At 66.9% G+C, this 14,950-nt stretch carries 11 protein-coding genes; 6 read left to right on the top strand and 5 right to left on the bottom strand.

Annotated features, from left to right (window positions below; translation table 11 throughout):
• Positions 1 to 205: 205 nt before the first annotated feature.
• Entirely contained in the window at positions 206 to 2,695 is a 2,490-nt protein-coding gene (locus AC3WRC_RS03035; protein WP_492302858.1) for a TonB-dependent receptor domain-containing protein, read from the bottom strand.
• 216 nt (positions 2,696 to 2,911) lie between these two features.
• Positions 2,912 to 4,792 (bottom strand): methyl-accepting chemotaxis protein, encoded by a 1,881-nt coding sequence (locus AC3WRC_RS03030; RefSeq protein ID WP_492302857.1) that lies wholly within the window; start codon positions 4,790 to 4,792, stop codon positions 2,912 to 2,914.
• A gap of 381 nt (positions 4,793 to 5,173) precedes the next feature.
• Here AC3WRC_RS03030 and AC3WRC_RS03025 point away from each other — a divergent pair, with 381 nt between their 5' ends.
• Together AC3WRC_RS03025 and AC3WRC_RS03020 are read left to right on the top strand one after the other, a co-directional pair.
• Positions 5,174 to 6,238 (top strand): DUF2332 domain-containing protein, encoded by a 1,065-nt coding sequence (locus tag AC3WRC_RS03025; RefSeq protein WP_492302856.1) that lies wholly within the window; start codon positions 5,174 to 5,176, stop codon positions 6,236 to 6,238.
• Positions 6,239 to 6,584: 346 nt separating this feature from the next.
• A complete protein-coding gene (locus tag AC3WRC_RS03020; RefSeq protein WP_492302855.1) occupies positions 6,585 to 7,274 on the top strand; it encodes a VIT1/CCC1 transporter family protein in 690 nt (229 codons plus the stop codon).
• On the opposite strand, the gene AC3WRC_RS03015 is transcribed toward AC3WRC_RS03020, so the two are convergent.
• The 3 genes from AC3WRC_RS03015 to AC3WRC_RS03005 form a co-directional block, all read right to left on the bottom strand.
• A complete protein-coding gene (locus AC3WRC_RS03015) occupies positions 7,275 to 9,650 on the bottom strand; it encodes a TonB-dependent receptor (RefSeq protein ID WP_492302854.1) in 2,376 nt (791 codons plus the stop codon). It abuts the gene before it with no gap.
• A gap of 21 nt (positions 9,651 to 9,671) precedes the next feature.
• Positions 9,672 to 10,643, bottom strand: coding sequence for a FecR family protein (locus AC3WRC_RS03010; RefSeq protein ID WP_492302853.1), 972 nt, complete (start codon positions 10,641 to 10,643; stop codon positions 9,672 to 9,674).
• Positions 10,644 to 10,728: 85 nt separating this feature from the next.
• On the bottom strand, positions 10,729 to 11,292 hold the full coding sequence (locus AC3WRC_RS03005) for an RNA polymerase sigma factor (RefSeq protein ID WP_492302852.1): 564 nt from the start codon (positions 11,290 to 11,292) through the stop codon (positions 10,729 to 10,731).
• A 122-nt stretch (positions 11,293 to 11,414) separates the two neighbouring features.
• Here AC3WRC_RS03005 and AC3WRC_RS03000 point away from each other — a divergent pair, with 122 nt between their 5' ends.
• The 4 genes from AC3WRC_RS03000 to AC3WRC_RS02985 are packed head-to-tail and all read left to right on the top strand — an operon-like array spanning position 11,415 to position 14,950.
• Complete coding sequence (locus tag AC3WRC_RS03000; protein WP_492302851.1) at positions 11,415 to 12,101, top strand: thermostable hemolysin; 687 nt, start codon at positions 11,415 to 11,417, stop codon at positions 12,099 to 12,101.
• Positions 12,098 to 13,522 carry an AMP-binding protein gene (locus AC3WRC_RS02995; RefSeq protein ID WP_492302850.1) on the top strand — a complete coding sequence of 475 codons (1,425 nt, stop codon included), beginning with the start codon at positions 12,098 to 12,100 and terminating at the stop codon, positions 13,520 to 13,522. Before AC3WRC_RS03000 ends, AC3WRC_RS02995 begins: the two co-directional genes overlap by 4 nt.
• 8 nt (positions 13,523 to 13,530) lie before the next feature.
• Positions 13,531 to 14,208 (top strand): iron-containing redox enzyme family protein, encoded by a 678-nt coding sequence (locus tag AC3WRC_RS02990; RefSeq protein ID WP_492302849.1) that lies wholly within the window; start codon positions 13,531 to 13,533, stop codon positions 14,206 to 14,208.
• Positions 14,198 to 14,950 (top strand): SDR family NAD(P)-dependent oxidoreductase, encoded by a 753-nt coding sequence (locus AC3WRC_RS02985; RefSeq protein ID WP_492302848.1) that lies wholly within the window; start codon positions 14,198 to 14,200, stop codon positions 14,948 to 14,950. Before AC3WRC_RS02990 ends, AC3WRC_RS02985 begins: the two co-directional genes overlap by 11 nt.

The following is a 14,950-nucleotide window of genomic DNA, read 5'->3' as shown; positions in this document are numbered from 1 at the left end:
GACTTTGGGAGCCCTGCAGATCAGGGTGCATCAGCTGTCGCAAAAACGCGCAAGGCCGCCATCCCGAAGGATGACGGCCTTGGCTGTTCATGGCTCTCGGCGGGATTCGCTCTGTCCTCGCGGATCAAGCGAAAGCGCCAATGCTCCGGGTCTTACGTCAAAAGCATTCAGGCTTCCGGGCTCACGCCCGGAAGCCTGCACGGCATCAGAAGTAGAAGCGGACGGCCGCCGTGACGGTGCGACCAGGCAGGGCCTGGGCCAGGACCACGCCGCTGGCGGGCAGGCTGTCGGCCGACACCTCCGTCAGGGCGGTTTCATCGAACAGGTTGTTGGCGGTCACCGACAGCACGACGCGATCGATGGGGCGCACCTGGACGAAGGCGTTGACGGTCGCGTAGCCCGGCATCTTCAATTGGTTGACGTCCTGCGTATAGCTCTCGGTCGTGCCGACGACGCTGGCGCCGACCGTGAACAGGTCCGTCTCGTACTGCGGCATGACCTGGAAGATCAGGTCGGCCTGACGGCGCGGCGAGTTGCCGACCAGGGCCGCATCCTCGGCCTTGGTGATCTCGGCGCTGGTGACGGTGGCGCTGCCGGTCAGGCTGAACGGACCGTGACGCACGCCGGCCTCGAATTCGGCGCCCTTGGCCTCGTAGCTGCGCTGGACCAGCACCAGACGAGTGACGCCGCCGGCATCCGCGCGGATCTGCTGGTTGGTCTCGCTGACCTCGGCCCAGAAGCCCGTGACGTTGGCGAACAGGCCGTTGGCCCGGTACTTCATGCCGATCTCGGCCTGGTTCACCGGATCATAGGCCGCGTCAGCCTGCAGCAGGTCGCCGTCGACATTGCTGATGGCCGGCGAGCGCAGGATCTTGTCCGCCGCGGCGCGCGCGCCCTCGCTGTAACGGGCGAAGGTCGAGAAGCTGTCCGACACGCGATAGTTGGCGCTGAGCGAATACGAGACATAGTCGTAGTCGTAGTCGACCGGGGTTGCGCTGGCCGCCGGCGCGAAGGCGAAGGTGCGCTCGGCTTCCGAGATGACGCCATCGTTGTCCACGTCGATGGTGCGAACGTCGGTCAGGCCGTTGGCGACCGTGCGGCCGCTGACGTCGCCGCTGTCGAAACGGATCGACCCACCCAGCGCCAGCTTGCCCAGCCGGTAGTTCAGCGAGGCATAAGGAGCCAGCACCTTGTAGGTCACATCGGTGCGCGAGTTCGACCCGGCGCCCGAGGGACCGAAGAAGTTGACCACGCCGTCCTGGGTGCGGGGCGTGCCGTTCGTATTGAAGATATCGACCAGGGCCGAGTTTCCGCCGCCCACGACGTCCTGAAGGAAGGGGATATACTGGCGATCGAACTTCAGATCCTGCTGGGCCGAATAGACGCCAACGGTGGTCGTCAGGTCGCCGCCGCCGATCTTCCAGACGCGGTTGGCGCGCAGATCGTTGGTGAAGTTGTCCAGGCTGTCGATGTCGGTGTGGACCAGGGTCGAATAGGCCAGCAGGCCGTTGCCGTTCAGGGTCGTCGGGCTGGTGATCGCCTGACCGGCGCGCGGACCTGTGGCGTAGGCCAGGGTTCCGGGACGACGACCGAACGCCAGCGGCGCCTGGGCCGCCGGCACCACGGCCAGCGGGTAGTTGAACGACTGATCACCAGATTGCTGCGCATAGCGCATGTGCTCGGAAATCGTCCAGCCGTGCAGGTTGAAGCGGGTCTGGAAGCCCAACGCGCGCACCTGAACCTGATTGCCGTCCTGCAGATTGACGCGCTTCAGGTTGTTGTCGCCGTCCAGCAGCGGGAACACCGTGGTGTTGCGCGACGTCAGGGTGTCGCGCGTCATCGAGAAGTTGGGAACGTCGCTGTAGTTGGGATCGTCGTTCCTGCCGGACACCAGCAGAGGCGTCGGACCATAGGCGACGACGGTGTCATCCAGGATCTTGCCGTACAGACGCACGAAGCCGCCGTCGAAGGTCTTGGTGATGTTGGCCTTGATCTGGCCGCCCTTGTTGCCCGTGAAGCCGGCGTCGCGCGGGCCTTCACCCTCGCGATAGAAGCCGCCGACGTGGAAGCGCACGGTGTCGCTCAGGTGACCGCCATAGCTGAAGTCGCCGCGGTAGGTGTCGTAATCCAGGCCCGAAGACACCTGGACCGAGCCGCCTTCGACCTCACCCGTCTGCGAGATCAGGTTGATCACGCCGCCCGGCGCGTTGGAGGCGAAGGTCGAGGACGACCCGCCGCGGATGGACTCGATCTGGCCGACGTTGAAGTCGTAGCGCATGAAATAGTCGGACGTCAGCGCCAGGATGTCGCCGAACTCCAGGACCGGCAGACCGTCTTCCTGGAATTGCAGGTACTTCGCGCCGGTGCTGACCATGGGCAGGCCGCGGATCGTATAGTTGCCGTTGGTCTCGCCCGTGCTGGCCTCGGCGCGAATGCCGGGGATGGTGCGGAACAGGTCGTTGACGGAATAGGCGCCGATCTTGGCGATCTCGACATCGTTGATCGAGCTGGTGGAGGTCGCGCTGTCCAGCCTGTCGCGCGCCTTGGCCACGCCCGTCACGATCACGTCGTCATTGGCCCGCGTCCGGCTGGCCTCCCAGGCCGTCTGGCGCTGCGGCGCAGGCTGCGTCTGCGCATGAGCAGGCATGGCGAGGATAAGCGGCGCAAACGCAGCCGTGAGGTACAGGGATTTCAAGGAAGCCTCCAAGGCGTTGTCTTGCAGTGCAGAGACTGGACAACTGATTTTCGTTCGGAAATTCTTCCATGCAGTTTCTTGCATGGCTGTTATCAATAAAACACGGATGTGTTTGATGATTTATAATGCCAGACTACGGATTAATACTGACATAATGGCGCTTACAAAGATCGGATTGCTGCGCCGATTTCTTCTACACTCAACTGGCTTGATATCTTAAAACTCGTTCCAGTCGTCATCGGCCGCTTCGCTCGACAGGGCGAGCGCACCGACCGTGCGGATGACCTTGGGCGCCGGCCTCGGGGCGGACGCGGCGTCTCGGCGAGGCGCCGGCGCGGCCGAGGCCGTCGTATTCAGCCGGAATCTGGAAACCAGGGTCGCCAGCTCATCGGCTTCGGTCGCCAGGATGCGCGCGGCCGCCGTCGCCTCTTCCGCCATGGCGGCGTTCTGCTGGGTCATGCGGTCCATGCTGCCGATGGCGCTGTTGACCTGCTTCAGGTTCTCGGACTGGACCTGCGCCCCGTGAGCGATGTCGACGATCAGGGTGTTGGCGTCGCCGATCTTGGACACGACACGCGCCAGCATCTCGCTGGTCTCGCCGACGCGATCGACGCCCAGCCGCACCTCGTCCGAAGAGCGGCTGATCAGCTGCTTGATGTCCTTGGCGGCGTCGACGGTGCGTTTGGCCAGTTCGCGCACCTCGCCCGCGACCACGGCGAACCCACGCCCCGCATCGCCCGCCCGCGCGGCCTCGACGCCGGCGTTCAGGGCCAGAAGATTGGTCTGTAGGGCGATGGCGTCGATCATGTTGATGATCTCGCCGATCTCCTGCGATCCGGCCTTGATGGCGTCCATGGCGACGATCGCTTCTTCAACGATCACGCGACCGTCCGCGGCGTCGCCATTGGCCAGGGTGATGGCGTTGCGGGCGTTGGCCGCGCTGCGCGCCGTGTCGCCGACCATGTCGGTGACGTGGTTGGTGGCGGTGGTGGTTTGCTGCAGGCTGGACGCCTGCTGTTCGGTTCGCAACGACAGGGTTTCGGACGCCGAGCAGATTTGGGTGGCGCCCAGGCGAACGCTCTGTGCCGAACCGGCGACGCTGGCCAGGCTTTCTTCCAGACCCTGGACCGCCACGTTGAAGGCCGTGCGCAGGCGCTCATATTCCGGGGCGAACGGCGTGCGAATGGTGTGGGTCAAATCACCGGCGGCCAAGGCTTCCAGAGCTGTGTCGAGCTCCTCGACGACGTGACGTTGCGCGGCGTCGGCGACGATCTTCTCGCGCTCGGCGGCGTCCTTGGCCAGATCGGCGGCCGCCTTGGCCCGTTCGGCCTCGGCCTTGGCCAGAGCCGTGTCGCGGAACACCAGGACCGCGCGCGCCATGTCGCCCAGTTCGTCGGCATGGCTGGCGTCCACGACGATGTCGTTGTCGCCCTTGGCCAGCTGCCCCATGGCCACTGTCAAGACCGTGATCGGACGCGCGATCATGCGGCTGAGCATGGCCGACAGAACCATGGCGATCGTGATCAGGGCGATGCCGCCGACGATCAGGGCGATGATCGCGGTGACGATCGCAGCCTGCTGACGTTCCAGATTTTTCTCGGTGACGGCGGCTTCAGCCTCGCGCAGGTCTCGCAGAGGCAGGACGGCGTCGCTGACCAGAACCTTCTTGCCCGCGTCACGGACTTCTTGCTGCGCCTGCTCGCGCTTGCCGGCGCGAACCTCAGCGATCATGCGATCGCCCCAATCGGCCCTCCAAGCCAGGGTGGCCAGGCGCGACTTTTCGAGCAGCGCCTGTTTTTCCACGTCGCCCAGCTGTCCTTTCAGCTCGACGACGACCTTGTCGAACTCGTCACGCCCTTCGTAGTAGGATTTCAGATAGGTCTCGTCGCCGGTGACCAGAAAGCCTCGAAACTGGCTGTTCTGACGCAGGATCGCGGTTTCCAGCGACATCGCCTGCGCCTCGATCGTGCGGCTGAGATTGTTGCTCTCGATGGACGCGCGGATCATCATGATCGTGGCGAAGAACACCGCCATCATGACCGCCGCCGAGACGCAGATCAGGGTGAAGGAAAGCCGCAGCTTCTTCGGAATTCGCATCTTGGACATCATGAGCTCGCCCCCGTTACGCACTTATACTTACCTAGGGGCAGCTAATTACTCAGCTGACGCCACTGCGCACAGCCCGGTCTTGGTTCGAGCTACGCAAAACACCCTGTTTTTCAGGTGACTATCCACTCCTATGACGGAACGACTAAAAAGATAGTTAAGCTGGAGACGCTTGGCCGCTTACATCGACCGGACCTGAATTTCGCGAGATTCACGCGCTGTTAAGCGAGGTGATCATAGGTAAGTCACCCATCCCGTCCGCGCTTCAAGCAACGTCGGGGCGCAACCCTTGAGCGAATACTTTTCGAACTTGGGGCACACAAGTAACAGTTCGTTTTATTCGGAACGCGTGACGATGCCATTGGTGACTGGATGATCTGCCCCGTCGCCGACCGTTTCACCCAAGAACTCGCGGCCCAGGCCGACCGCTGCCGCGCCATGGGGTCGCCCTTTGTCGCCCGCGTTCTCGAAGCCGCAAGCCGGCAGCTGCCGCACGCGCCGCTCACCGCTGCCCGACTGTATGACTGGCCGGGAGATCAGGCCGCAGCCGCCTTGGCTCTACGTTTGAACGGCGCCCTTCACGCCTTGGCGCGCGCGGGCCGGTCCTATGCCCTGACCAGCCTCTATCGTCGCGAACACACCGACTTCGACGCGGCCGTGGTCGACGCCCTGGCCCGGAACGATCAATACATCGCCGACTGGATCCTGCATCCGCCGCAAACGAACGAGGTGGCGCGCGCCGCCGCGCTGATGAGCGCGCTGATGGCCGCCCCTCTGGATCGCACCATGCCCTTCGAGCTGCTCGAGCTCGGCTCCAGTTGCGGTCTGAACCTGAACTTGGATCGCTACGCCTATGCTCTGGGGTCGGCGTCAGCCGGCGATCCCTTCTCGAACGTGCAGATCGAGCCCCTGTGGCAGGGCGCGTCGCCGAAGGCCGGCCCGGTTTCCATCGCGGCGGCGCGCGGCGTCGATCTGCACCCGCTGAATGCCGCAGACCCGGCGCATCGCGAACGTCTGCTGGCCTTCGCCTGGGCGGATCAGCCGGCGCGCACCCAACGCCTCGAGAACGCCCTACGCATCGCCGCCGATCATCCGCCGCGCATCGATCAAGGCGACGCCGTGACCTGGCTGACCGACCGGCTGGCCGAGCCGCAGCCAGCCGGGCGCTGCCGCGTAGTCATGCACACCATGGTGCTGCAATATCTCAGCGACGACGACCGTCGCCAGATCGTAGCGTTGCTCTCGACCGCCGGCCGCCGAGCCGACGCCGACCACCCGCTGCTCTGGATCAGCTTCGAATGGACCCGCGACCGCAGCCACGTGGAACTGCGCCTGACAGCCTGGCCCACCGGCGAAACCCACATCCTGGCGCACTGCCACCCCTACGGCGACGAGGTGGAGTGGTTGCTGTCATCTGCGGCGGCTCTGGCAGCGTGAGGCTAAGCCATTGTCCATATCGCGTTCCCGATCAATTTTATCGCATAGGGTGGTGGAAAACTTATTGAAGTCGGGTCGCCCCGTTCCCGCTCAATCATTGATTCAGTCCGGAATACGGGATCTGTCCGATGCGGACCGGCCAGCCGCTCCAAGTCATCGAAACGCTGCTCTTAAAAGTCTTGCGCTAGTTCGCGTGACCAATAAGCGTGGCTGTCGATGAGCTCAATCATCCGTTATCTTTGTTTCTTGCGCCTCATTCTGCGTTCAATCAGCGCCCGCGTCATGCAACAGCCTCTCTTGTGTTGGCTGGGTTTCGCGGGCGAGTTGATATGGCGAGGAACACATCATGCCCCACAGTGAAAGCCATCGGGTCGATCGGATCGGCTGGCTCAGGGCGGCGGTGTTGGGGGCCAATGACGGGCTGGTGTCGACGGCCAGTCTGGTCGTTGGCGTCGCGGCGGCGGCGACCGGTCATGGCGGCATCCTGATCGCGGGCGTCGCTGGATTGGCGGCAGGCGCGATGTCGATGGCGGCGGGCGAATATGTCTCGGTCAGTTCGCAGTCCGACACCGAAAAGGCCGATCTGGCGCGCGAGGCGGTCGAACTGGCCGGCGATCATGAAGCGGAGACGCGCGAACTGGCCGGCATCTATGTCGGGCGAGGCGTCGCGCCGGATCTGGCGACCGAGGTGGCGCGTCAGATGATGGCGCATGACGCGCTGGGCGCCCATGCGCGCGATGAGCTGGGTATTTCGGAGATCACCACCGCGCGGCCGATCCAGGCGGCGCTGACCTCGGCGATCACCTTCTCGGCCGGGGCCGCCTTGCCTCTGGTCGTCGCTGCCGTCGCGCCGCTGGACACGCTGGCGATCTGGGTCGCGGTTTCCGCCCTGCTGGGCCTGGCTGTGCTCGGCGCTCTGGGCGCTCGCGCAGGCGGCGCGCCTGTCGGACGATCGGTCCTGCGCGTCGTCTTCTGGGGCGCGCTCGCCATGGCCATCACGGCGGGCGTGGGCCGGCTGTTCCACATCGCCGCCTGATCAGAAACGGGCGGTCAGGGCCAGGCGGGCGGTGAGCGGTCGTTGCGGCGTGCTGATGTCGCCCGAGGCGTAGAAGGGATTGCCGAAGGTGAAGGTGTCGTCGCTGCGGTTGAACAGATTGTCCATCGACGCCCTGATCGCCCAGCGATCGATCTCCACGCCGACGCCCAGCGAACTGGTCAGATAGCCGGCCGACGCGCCGGTGGAGGTCGGCGACAGGGCGATATCGGTCGGGCCGACATAGCCCAGGCGAAGCTCCGAACGCACCGTCGCGTGCGCCAGATGCGCCTCATGCACGAGGCCGCCCTGCACGCTGAAATCGGCGACCGCCGGCAGGCGCGTATCGGTCCCCAGCGCGAAACCGGGATCCGGTCTGGTCAACTCGGGATCATTGACGACGGCATGCGCATCCAGCGTCCATGGGCCGTCGCGCCATTCGACCTCGCCCTCGACGCCGCGATTGCGGCCGTCGCCCAGGTTGGCGGTGAAGGGCAGACCCCGGGCGTCGAACCGGTCCGATTGGATGTTGCGCCAATCGGCGACGAAGACCGCGCTTCGCCCGCGCAGTCGCCCTTCGAACAGGGTGAAGCGCGCGCCCAGCTCGCCGGCGACGATCTCGTCCGGCTTCACGCGCCGCGCGGGCTGCCGGTCGCCGCCCGGCACGCCCCCGGCGTTGAAGCCCGGCCCGCGATAACCCTCGGTCGCCAGGGCGTAGAAGACGAAGGGACCTCGATCATATTCGATCACCAGACGCGGGGTGATATCGACCAGAGCGTCTTCTCCAGACACCTCCGTCGTATCGCCGTCGGTTTCGCTGCGATGCTCGACCCCTATGCGGAACAGGCGCGCGCCGGCGGTGATCTTCAGGCGGTCAGTGAGCGCATAGGCGGCGTCGCCGAACAGAGCCGCCTCGTCCACATGGTCGCGCCTGTGCTGTCGATAAACCCCCGGCCCGCCCTGCCCGTCCGAGATCGCGACGGTGCGAGTGTGGGTGTATTCCGAGAAGAACAGCCCGGCGCTCCATCTCAGCCGCGCGCCGAAGTCGCCGTTCAACCGCACCTCATGCACCGCAGCCGACAGGTCGTCGGCCTGGTCCAGCGCCGCTGTTCCCGTAAGCCCGAACAGTCCGGCCCCAGGCGTCGCATCGTAGCGCGCATCAAGGCTGTGCGACTGAACGCTGGACGAGGCCCGCAGCCGCGCCCAGCCCAAATCCCCGTCCACCGAGGCCCAGACGCCGTCGAAATCGTTGCGGCTGGGCTCCGTCAGGCTGCGACGACGCGCATAGGGGTCGTCGGCGCCCAGGTTGGCGTACTGGCTGTCGTCGATGTCGATGGTCTGGGCCAGGAAGCCCGTCTTCAAGGTCCAGCCGGGGTTCAGGCGCAGCAGCGCCGCCGCCCTCAGCCCCTGCCGATGCATGCCGCCGGTATTGCTCAGGCTAAGGGCCTCGTCATCGATGTAGCCCCCGACCGTCTCGTCATAGCCGACGACCCGGACCGCCAAGCGATCGCGAAGGATCGGGGCGTTGATCATCAGCTCGACGGCGTCTCCCGGCGCGCCGCCGGCCGTCAGCGCCCCCTCCGCCGTCACGCGCCCATAGACGCCGTCCAGGTCCGGCGCGCGGCTGACCATCTGAACGACGCCGCCCATCGAGCCGGCGCCGTACAGCGCCCCCTGCGGTCCACGCAGAACCTCGACCCGTTCGATGTCGGCCAGACGCAACGCCGGATCGGGCGCGTCGTAGGTCAGGCGCACATCGTCGAGATAGAGCCCGATCAGGCTTTGCGCCTGTCCCGCGACCGGTCCGTCCGCCAGGCCGCGAATGAAGAGCTTGTCGCGCCCCGGCCCCAGGTTTGTGACCGTCAGGCCAGAGACGCGCGCGGCGACGCCGTCTAGGTCGCTGACCCCGGCCCGTTCCAGCGTCACTCCATCCAGCGACGACAGGCCGTAGGGGGCGCGCGACAGCAGCAGATTGTCCGTGCGTGAGGCGGTCACCACGACTTCATCCAGAGTCGTCGGGATCACGGGCGCGGGCGGCGCTGCGATCGTTCGCGCGACGACGGGCGGCGCGGCGGCGACCCGCACGATCCTGTAGGCGCCGTCGCCGACACGGGTCGCGACGCAGTGTGTGCCCAGCATCAATCTGGACAAGGCGGTATCGACTGAAAGTCGGCCCCTCACCCCGCGCGTGGGGCCGCATCGATCGGTTCCGGCGGCGTCGATGCTGACGCCCGCCTGCAGGCCGAAGTCGAGAACGGCGCTCCGCAACGGCTGAGGCGAGACCGACACCTGAAGCGCGGAACGGCCTTGGGCCATGCTGATCGACGGCGTGGTCACACCGCAAACGACGACCAGGGCGCAGAGGAAGGCTCGTACCAAAAGGCGACGTCCGAAGCAGGTTCAGCGCCGTTCTAGACGAACCCCTTGCGGCCCGCGAGTGGCCTTGATCGGCAGGAACCGTTCCAGCCGGCCGATCACAGCCGCTTCGTCATCAAGCACCAGCGTGCCAGAGAAGCGCAGGTTCGCCGCATTCGGCGCCACGGTCACCGGCGTAGCGAAGGCGCGGCTGAGGTCGGCGGCGATCTCGCGCAGCGGTCGATCGTCATAGGCCCGTCGGCCCTGGGTCCAGGCGGCGGCAGTGCGGACATCGACAGGGGCCACGGTCATCCGGTCGTCGGCGTCGTCGCGCAGGACCGACTGACCGACCGTCAGACGCACCCGGCGCGCAGGCTGTTTCAGGTCGCTGACCTCGACCACGCCCCGCAGCACCGCAACCTGGGTGTCGTCGGCGGATCTGCGGATGTTGAAGGCCGTGCCGACCACGCGCACCTGGCTTTCGCCGACATCGATCAGGAAGGGTCGGCCGGCGTCATGCGCAACGTCGAAGGTCGCCTCGGCCTGATCCATATGCACCAGACGCCGTCCCCGCTCCATATTCACCGACAGGGTCGAGCCGCCGTTGATCTGAAGCCGCGATCCGTCGTCCAGCGTCACCGTCCGCGTTTCGCCGGGCGCGGTGCTGTAGATCACGGTCGGCGCGGTTTGCAGCATCGGACCCAGGAAGATCGCCGCGGCGAGGGCCGCAGCCATCGCCGGGGCCGCCACCATCCATCGCCGCCCCAAGCCCTTGCGCCGCTCGCGGTGCGCCGACAGGTCGATGACCGGCGCCGGCTGAACGTCGGACAGGTGGCCCGACGCCGCCCACAGCCCCTCGGCCTCATCGAAGGCGCGCCGATGGGCCGGATCTTGATCGAGCCAGGCCGTCGTTGCGTCGATGTCCGCGATCGTCACGTCATCGGCGCGCAGACGCACGACCCAGGCGGCGGCCTGGGCGGCGATCTCCTCGTCCTTGATGACGTCGTCCTGGGTCATGATCCGGTCCGGGCCCGAGCGGGCTTTGGGGGAGAGACGACGCCGTCGCGCCGCATCCTCAATGAAAAATGGCGAAATCCGGTCGTCATGGCCAACCGACCCGCAGCAGAAGTTCCTTCAGCGAGGCGGAAACGTATTTTTCGACCGCGCTGCGCGAGACGCCCATCCGCTCGGCCACCTCGGCCTGGCTGAGCCCGGCCATCTTGTGCAGACGGAAGGCCTCTGCAGCCTTGGGCGGCATCCGCTCGATCGCGGCGACCACCTTTTCAAGTTTCAGCTTGGCCCAGACGGCGTCCTCGGCCGACGGCGCATCCTGGGCTTCGGTTGCATCATCGATAGCGGAAGCGCGCCGCCATTCCAGATCGCGCGCGCCCGCACGACGCTGCGCCTTGGACGCATCCAGGGCCAGATTGGCGGCGATCCGATAGAGGAAGGCCTGCGGGTGGCGGACCTCGGCGGCGGCCTCTTCGGTCATGGATTGCAGCCGCACCCAGACATCCTGCGCCAGATCTTCGGCCGCAGCCGACGATCCCGTGCGCGCCGTCAGAAAGCGCACCAGGGCCGAGCGGCTGTCCAGCCACGCATCCGCCAGGGCTTGCCGCGCCGGTCGGCTCGGGTCGTGCTGAGGGGGACCGGAAGAGGCGTTCACCACCCCATCGTGGGTTGCTGCGCCCTCTGCGGCAACCGCGATTGCGACGGCGAAAGATTTTTTTGCGGGGGTCGCCGCACCGCGTCGTCTCTGGCCCGAAGTCCCCCTGGCCCGAGGCCCGCATGTTTCCACTCCGCCTGCCCGAAGACGCCGATCCGGTTCGGCCGCGCGCGCGCCGCACGCTGTCGTCGCGCATCATCCGGTTCGACGACCCCTGCCGAGGCGAACGTCGCCGCGTGGAGCATTTCATCGAGGCGGCCTATGCCGAGGCCTATGGCGGCCAGATCCAGGCCCATTTCCCGACCCTGATGAGCGTTCAGGATGAGGCGGGCGTCATCTATGCCGCCGTCGGCTTCCGGCACGCCGCCGAGGCGCCTCTGTATCTCGAGCAGTACCTGGACGGGTCCATCGAAACGGTGCTGAGCCAGGCCATCGGCGCCGTCATTGACCGCGCGCAGGTGGTAGAGATCGGCAGCCTGGCCTCCAGCGGACAGGGCGCGATCGTCTTCCTGTTCGCCGCCATGGCCCATCATCTGCAGTCCGAAGGTCTCAGGTTCGCCGTCGCCACCGCGACCGACGAACTGCGCCGCATCTTCCACAAGGCCGGTCTTGGCGCGCTTCAACTTGCGCGCGCCGATCCGCGCCGCCTGGACGACGGCGGCGGCAGCTGGGGCGCCTACTATCAGACCGATCCGGTGGTGCTGGCCGGCTCGATCGACGCGGCGACCGCGCCGCTGGATCACTTCTCCGAAACGGCGCCGGTCGGACGGGCCGTCCGCACCCGCCTGCACTACGAGGATCGCTCATGAGCGCCGTTCTGGACGCCCTGTCGCGTCGCGCCCGCGCCACGCCCGATGATGTGATGATCCAGTGGGCCGAAGGTTCGCTGACTGCGGCCGAACTCCTGGCGCAGGTCGGTCAGCTCGCGGCCGCCCTGGCCGACGACCGGTCTCCGGTCGGAGTCCTGCTCGACAACGGGCCGGCCTGGGTCGTCGTCGATCTGGCGCTGATCCTCGCCCAGCGACCGAGCGTGCCGATCCCGCCCTTCTTCACGGCCGCTCAACGCGATCATGCCCTGGCCGACGCCGGCGCGGGGCTGCTGATCACGCCAGGCGCTCCGGGCGAACTGACGGCGGGCGGCGCGCCCATCCGGCTGACGCCGACAGGGTTGGTGGTGCGCGATCTGCATCCCGGCACGGCCAAGATCACCTACACCTCCGGCTCGACCGGCGCGCCCAAAGGCGTCTGCCTGTCGCAGGATCAGATGGAGGCGGTCGCCGCCTCTCTGGTTCAGGTTCTGGGTCGGGACCGCGCCGGGCTGCATCTGCCGGTGCTTCCATTGGCGGTGTTGCTGGAGAATGTCGCCGGCCTCTATGCGACGCTTCTGGCCGGCGGCCGCTATCACGCGGCGAGCCTGGCCGAGGCCGGGATGGGCGAGGCCTTCCGCCCCGACTTTGCGCGCCTGCTGACAACCGTCGTCCAGACCGGCGCCACGACCCTGATCCTGGTTCCCGAGCTGCTGCGCGGCCTGATCGGCGCCCAAGGCGCCATGCGGCTGGATCATCGGCTGGAGATGATCGCGGTCGGCGGCGCCCGGGTGTCCCCGGCCCTGCTGGAGGCCGCCGCCAACGCCGGCCTGCCCGTGGCCGAGGGCTATGGCCTCAGCGAATGCGCCTCGGTCGTGGCGCTCAACAGCCCGGACGACGCCCGCCCCGGCACGGTCGGCCGGCCTCTGCCTCACCTCGATGTCCATCTGGCCGACGACGGCGAAATCCTGGTCTCGCCCCATCCCTTCCTCGGCTACGTCGGCCAGGCGCCCGCGCCGGAGCGTGTGCACACAGGCGACATCGGTCGTTTCGACGCCGATGGAAGGCTCAGCATCGAAGGTCGCAAGGCCAACACCCTGATCACCGCCTTCGGCCGCAACGTCGCGCCTGAATGGGTCGAGAGCGAGCTTCTGGCCGAGCCCCACATCCTTCAGGCCATGGCGATGGGCGAGGCGCAGGCGTCGTTGTCGGCCCTGATCGTGGCGACGCCCGGCGCCGAACTGGCCCAGGTCGAAGCGGCCGTCGCGCGCGCCAACGCCCGCCTGCCCGACTACGCCCGCATCGGCGACTGGCGTCTGGTGCCGCCCTTCGATCCCGCCGCCGGTCAGGTCACCGCCAACGGTCGTCCGCGTCGCGAGACCCTGCTGCGCACCTACGCCCCCTCCCCCTCGCAAGCCGCCTGAGAGTTCGCATGTCGTTTTTTGAAACCCTGGTCGCCGCGACCGCAACCGAGCGGGCCGCCTTCGCCGCCATCCTCCAGATCAGGGACGGTCTGGCCGGCCGCATCAGTCGCGACACCTACGTCGCCTATCTGGCCCAGGCCTATCACCACGTCCGCCACACCGTGCCGCTGATGCAGGCCGCCCGGGCGCGGCTGAGCGATGACCACGCCGTCTTCAAGGCCGCGCTCGACGACTATATCGCCGAGGAAACCGGCCACGAGCAGTGGATACTGAATGACATCCGCGCCGCCGGCGGCGACCCCGATCAGACCGTGCATGACGGCCCGAACGTCGCGACCGAACTGATGGTGGCCTACGCCTATGACACCATACAGCGCATCAATCCGATGGCCTTCTTCGGCATGGTCTATGTGCTGGAGGGCACCAGCATCCAGCTGGCCAGCGTCGGGGCGGAGGCCGTGCAGCACAGCCTCGGCCTGCCGCCCGCCGCCTTCACCTATCTGATCTCTCATGGGGCTCTGGATCAGGACCACATCCTGTTCCTCAAGCAACTGCTGGACGGAGTGTCGGACGCCAACGACCGCGCCGCCATCGTCCACATGGCCAAGGTGATGTTCGGCCTGTTCGGCGGGGTCTTCGCCTCCATCCCCCACATCGCCGCGCGGGAGACGGTCGATGCAGTTTGAGGATTGCAACATCCTGATCACCGGCGGGTCCGGCGCCTTGGGGCGTCGCGTGGTCGAGCGGATCGAGCGCGAGGGCGGTCGGGTCGCCATCGTCGCCCGTGCGCCGGTGGCGGGCCATCACACCCTGGTGGGCGACCTGTCCACTCCGCATGGCCTAGACAGCGTCGCCGAACAGGCTGGCGCTCGCGCCTGGGACATTCTGATCAATATCGCCGGCATCCAGCATTTCGGCCCGCTTGAGCAGCAGACGCCGGAGCACCTGCTGGCGACCTATATGGTCAATCTTGTCGCGCCGGCGCGTCTGGCCCAGGCCGTCCTGCCCGGGATGAAGGCGCGTGAGCATGGCCAGATCGCCAACGTCGGCTCCATTTTCGGCTCGATCAACTTCGCCCACTTCGCCAGCTATTCCAGCGCCAAGGCCGGGATGCGGGCGCTCAGCCAATCGCTGCGCCGCGAACTGGCCGGCACGGGCGTCGGCGTCACCTATGTCGCGCCCCGCGCAGTGGCTACGCCGTTCAACTCCGCCAAGGTTGATGAATATGCGCGCCTGACCGGCATGGCCGTCGACGATCCGGACCCGATCGCAGATCGCATCGTCGCCGCCATCCGCTCAGATCGCCGCGACATCTATCTCGGCTTCCCCGAAAGCCTGTTCGTCCGCCTCAACGCCCTGGCGCCCGGCTTGATCGACGGCGCACTGAAATCCAACGACCTGAAGGCCCGCGCCCTGTTCGCCGCCTGA

Source organism: Brevundimonas sp. EU05-FHT14B07, from assembly GCF_058790795.1.
The sequence above is the reverse complement of the archived record's forward strand: the minus strand, read 5'-3'. Positions and strand labels throughout refer to the sequence as shown.

Excerpts from the sequence above, each read along its gene's own strand:
- AC3WRC_RS03030 (WP_492302857.1), bottom strand. The coding sequence starts at position 4,792 with ATGCGAATTCCGAAGAAGCTGCGGCTTTCCTTCACCCTGATCTGCGTC.
- AC3WRC_RS03025 (WP_492302856.1), top strand. The coding sequence starts at position 5,174 with ATGATCTGCCCCGTCGCCGACCGTTTCACCCAAGAACTCGCGGCCCAG.
- AC3WRC_RS03020 (WP_492302855.1), top strand. The coding sequence starts at position 6,585 with ATGCCCCACAGTGAAAGCCATCGGGTCGATCGGATCGGCTGGCTCAGG.
- AC3WRC_RS03010 (WP_492302853.1), bottom strand. The coding sequence starts at position 10,643 with ATGACCCAGGACGACGTCATCAAGGACGAGGAGATCGCCGCCCAGGCC.
- AC3WRC_RS03000 (WP_492302851.1), top strand. The coding sequence starts at position 11,415 with ATGTTTCCACTCCGCCTGCCCGAAGACGCCGATCCGGTTCGGCCGCGC.
- AC3WRC_RS02995 (WP_492302850.1), top strand. The coding sequence starts at position 12,098 with ATGAGCGCCGTTCTGGACGCCCTGTCGCGTCGCGCCCGCGCCACGCCC.
- AC3WRC_RS02990 (WP_492302849.1), top strand. The coding sequence starts at position 13,531 with ATGTCGTTTTTTGAAACCCTGGTCGCCGCGACCGCAACCGAGCGGGCC.
- AC3WRC_RS02985 (WP_492302848.1), top strand. The coding sequence starts at position 14,198 with ATGCAGTTTGAGGATTGCAACATCCTGATCACCGGCGGGTCCGGCGCC.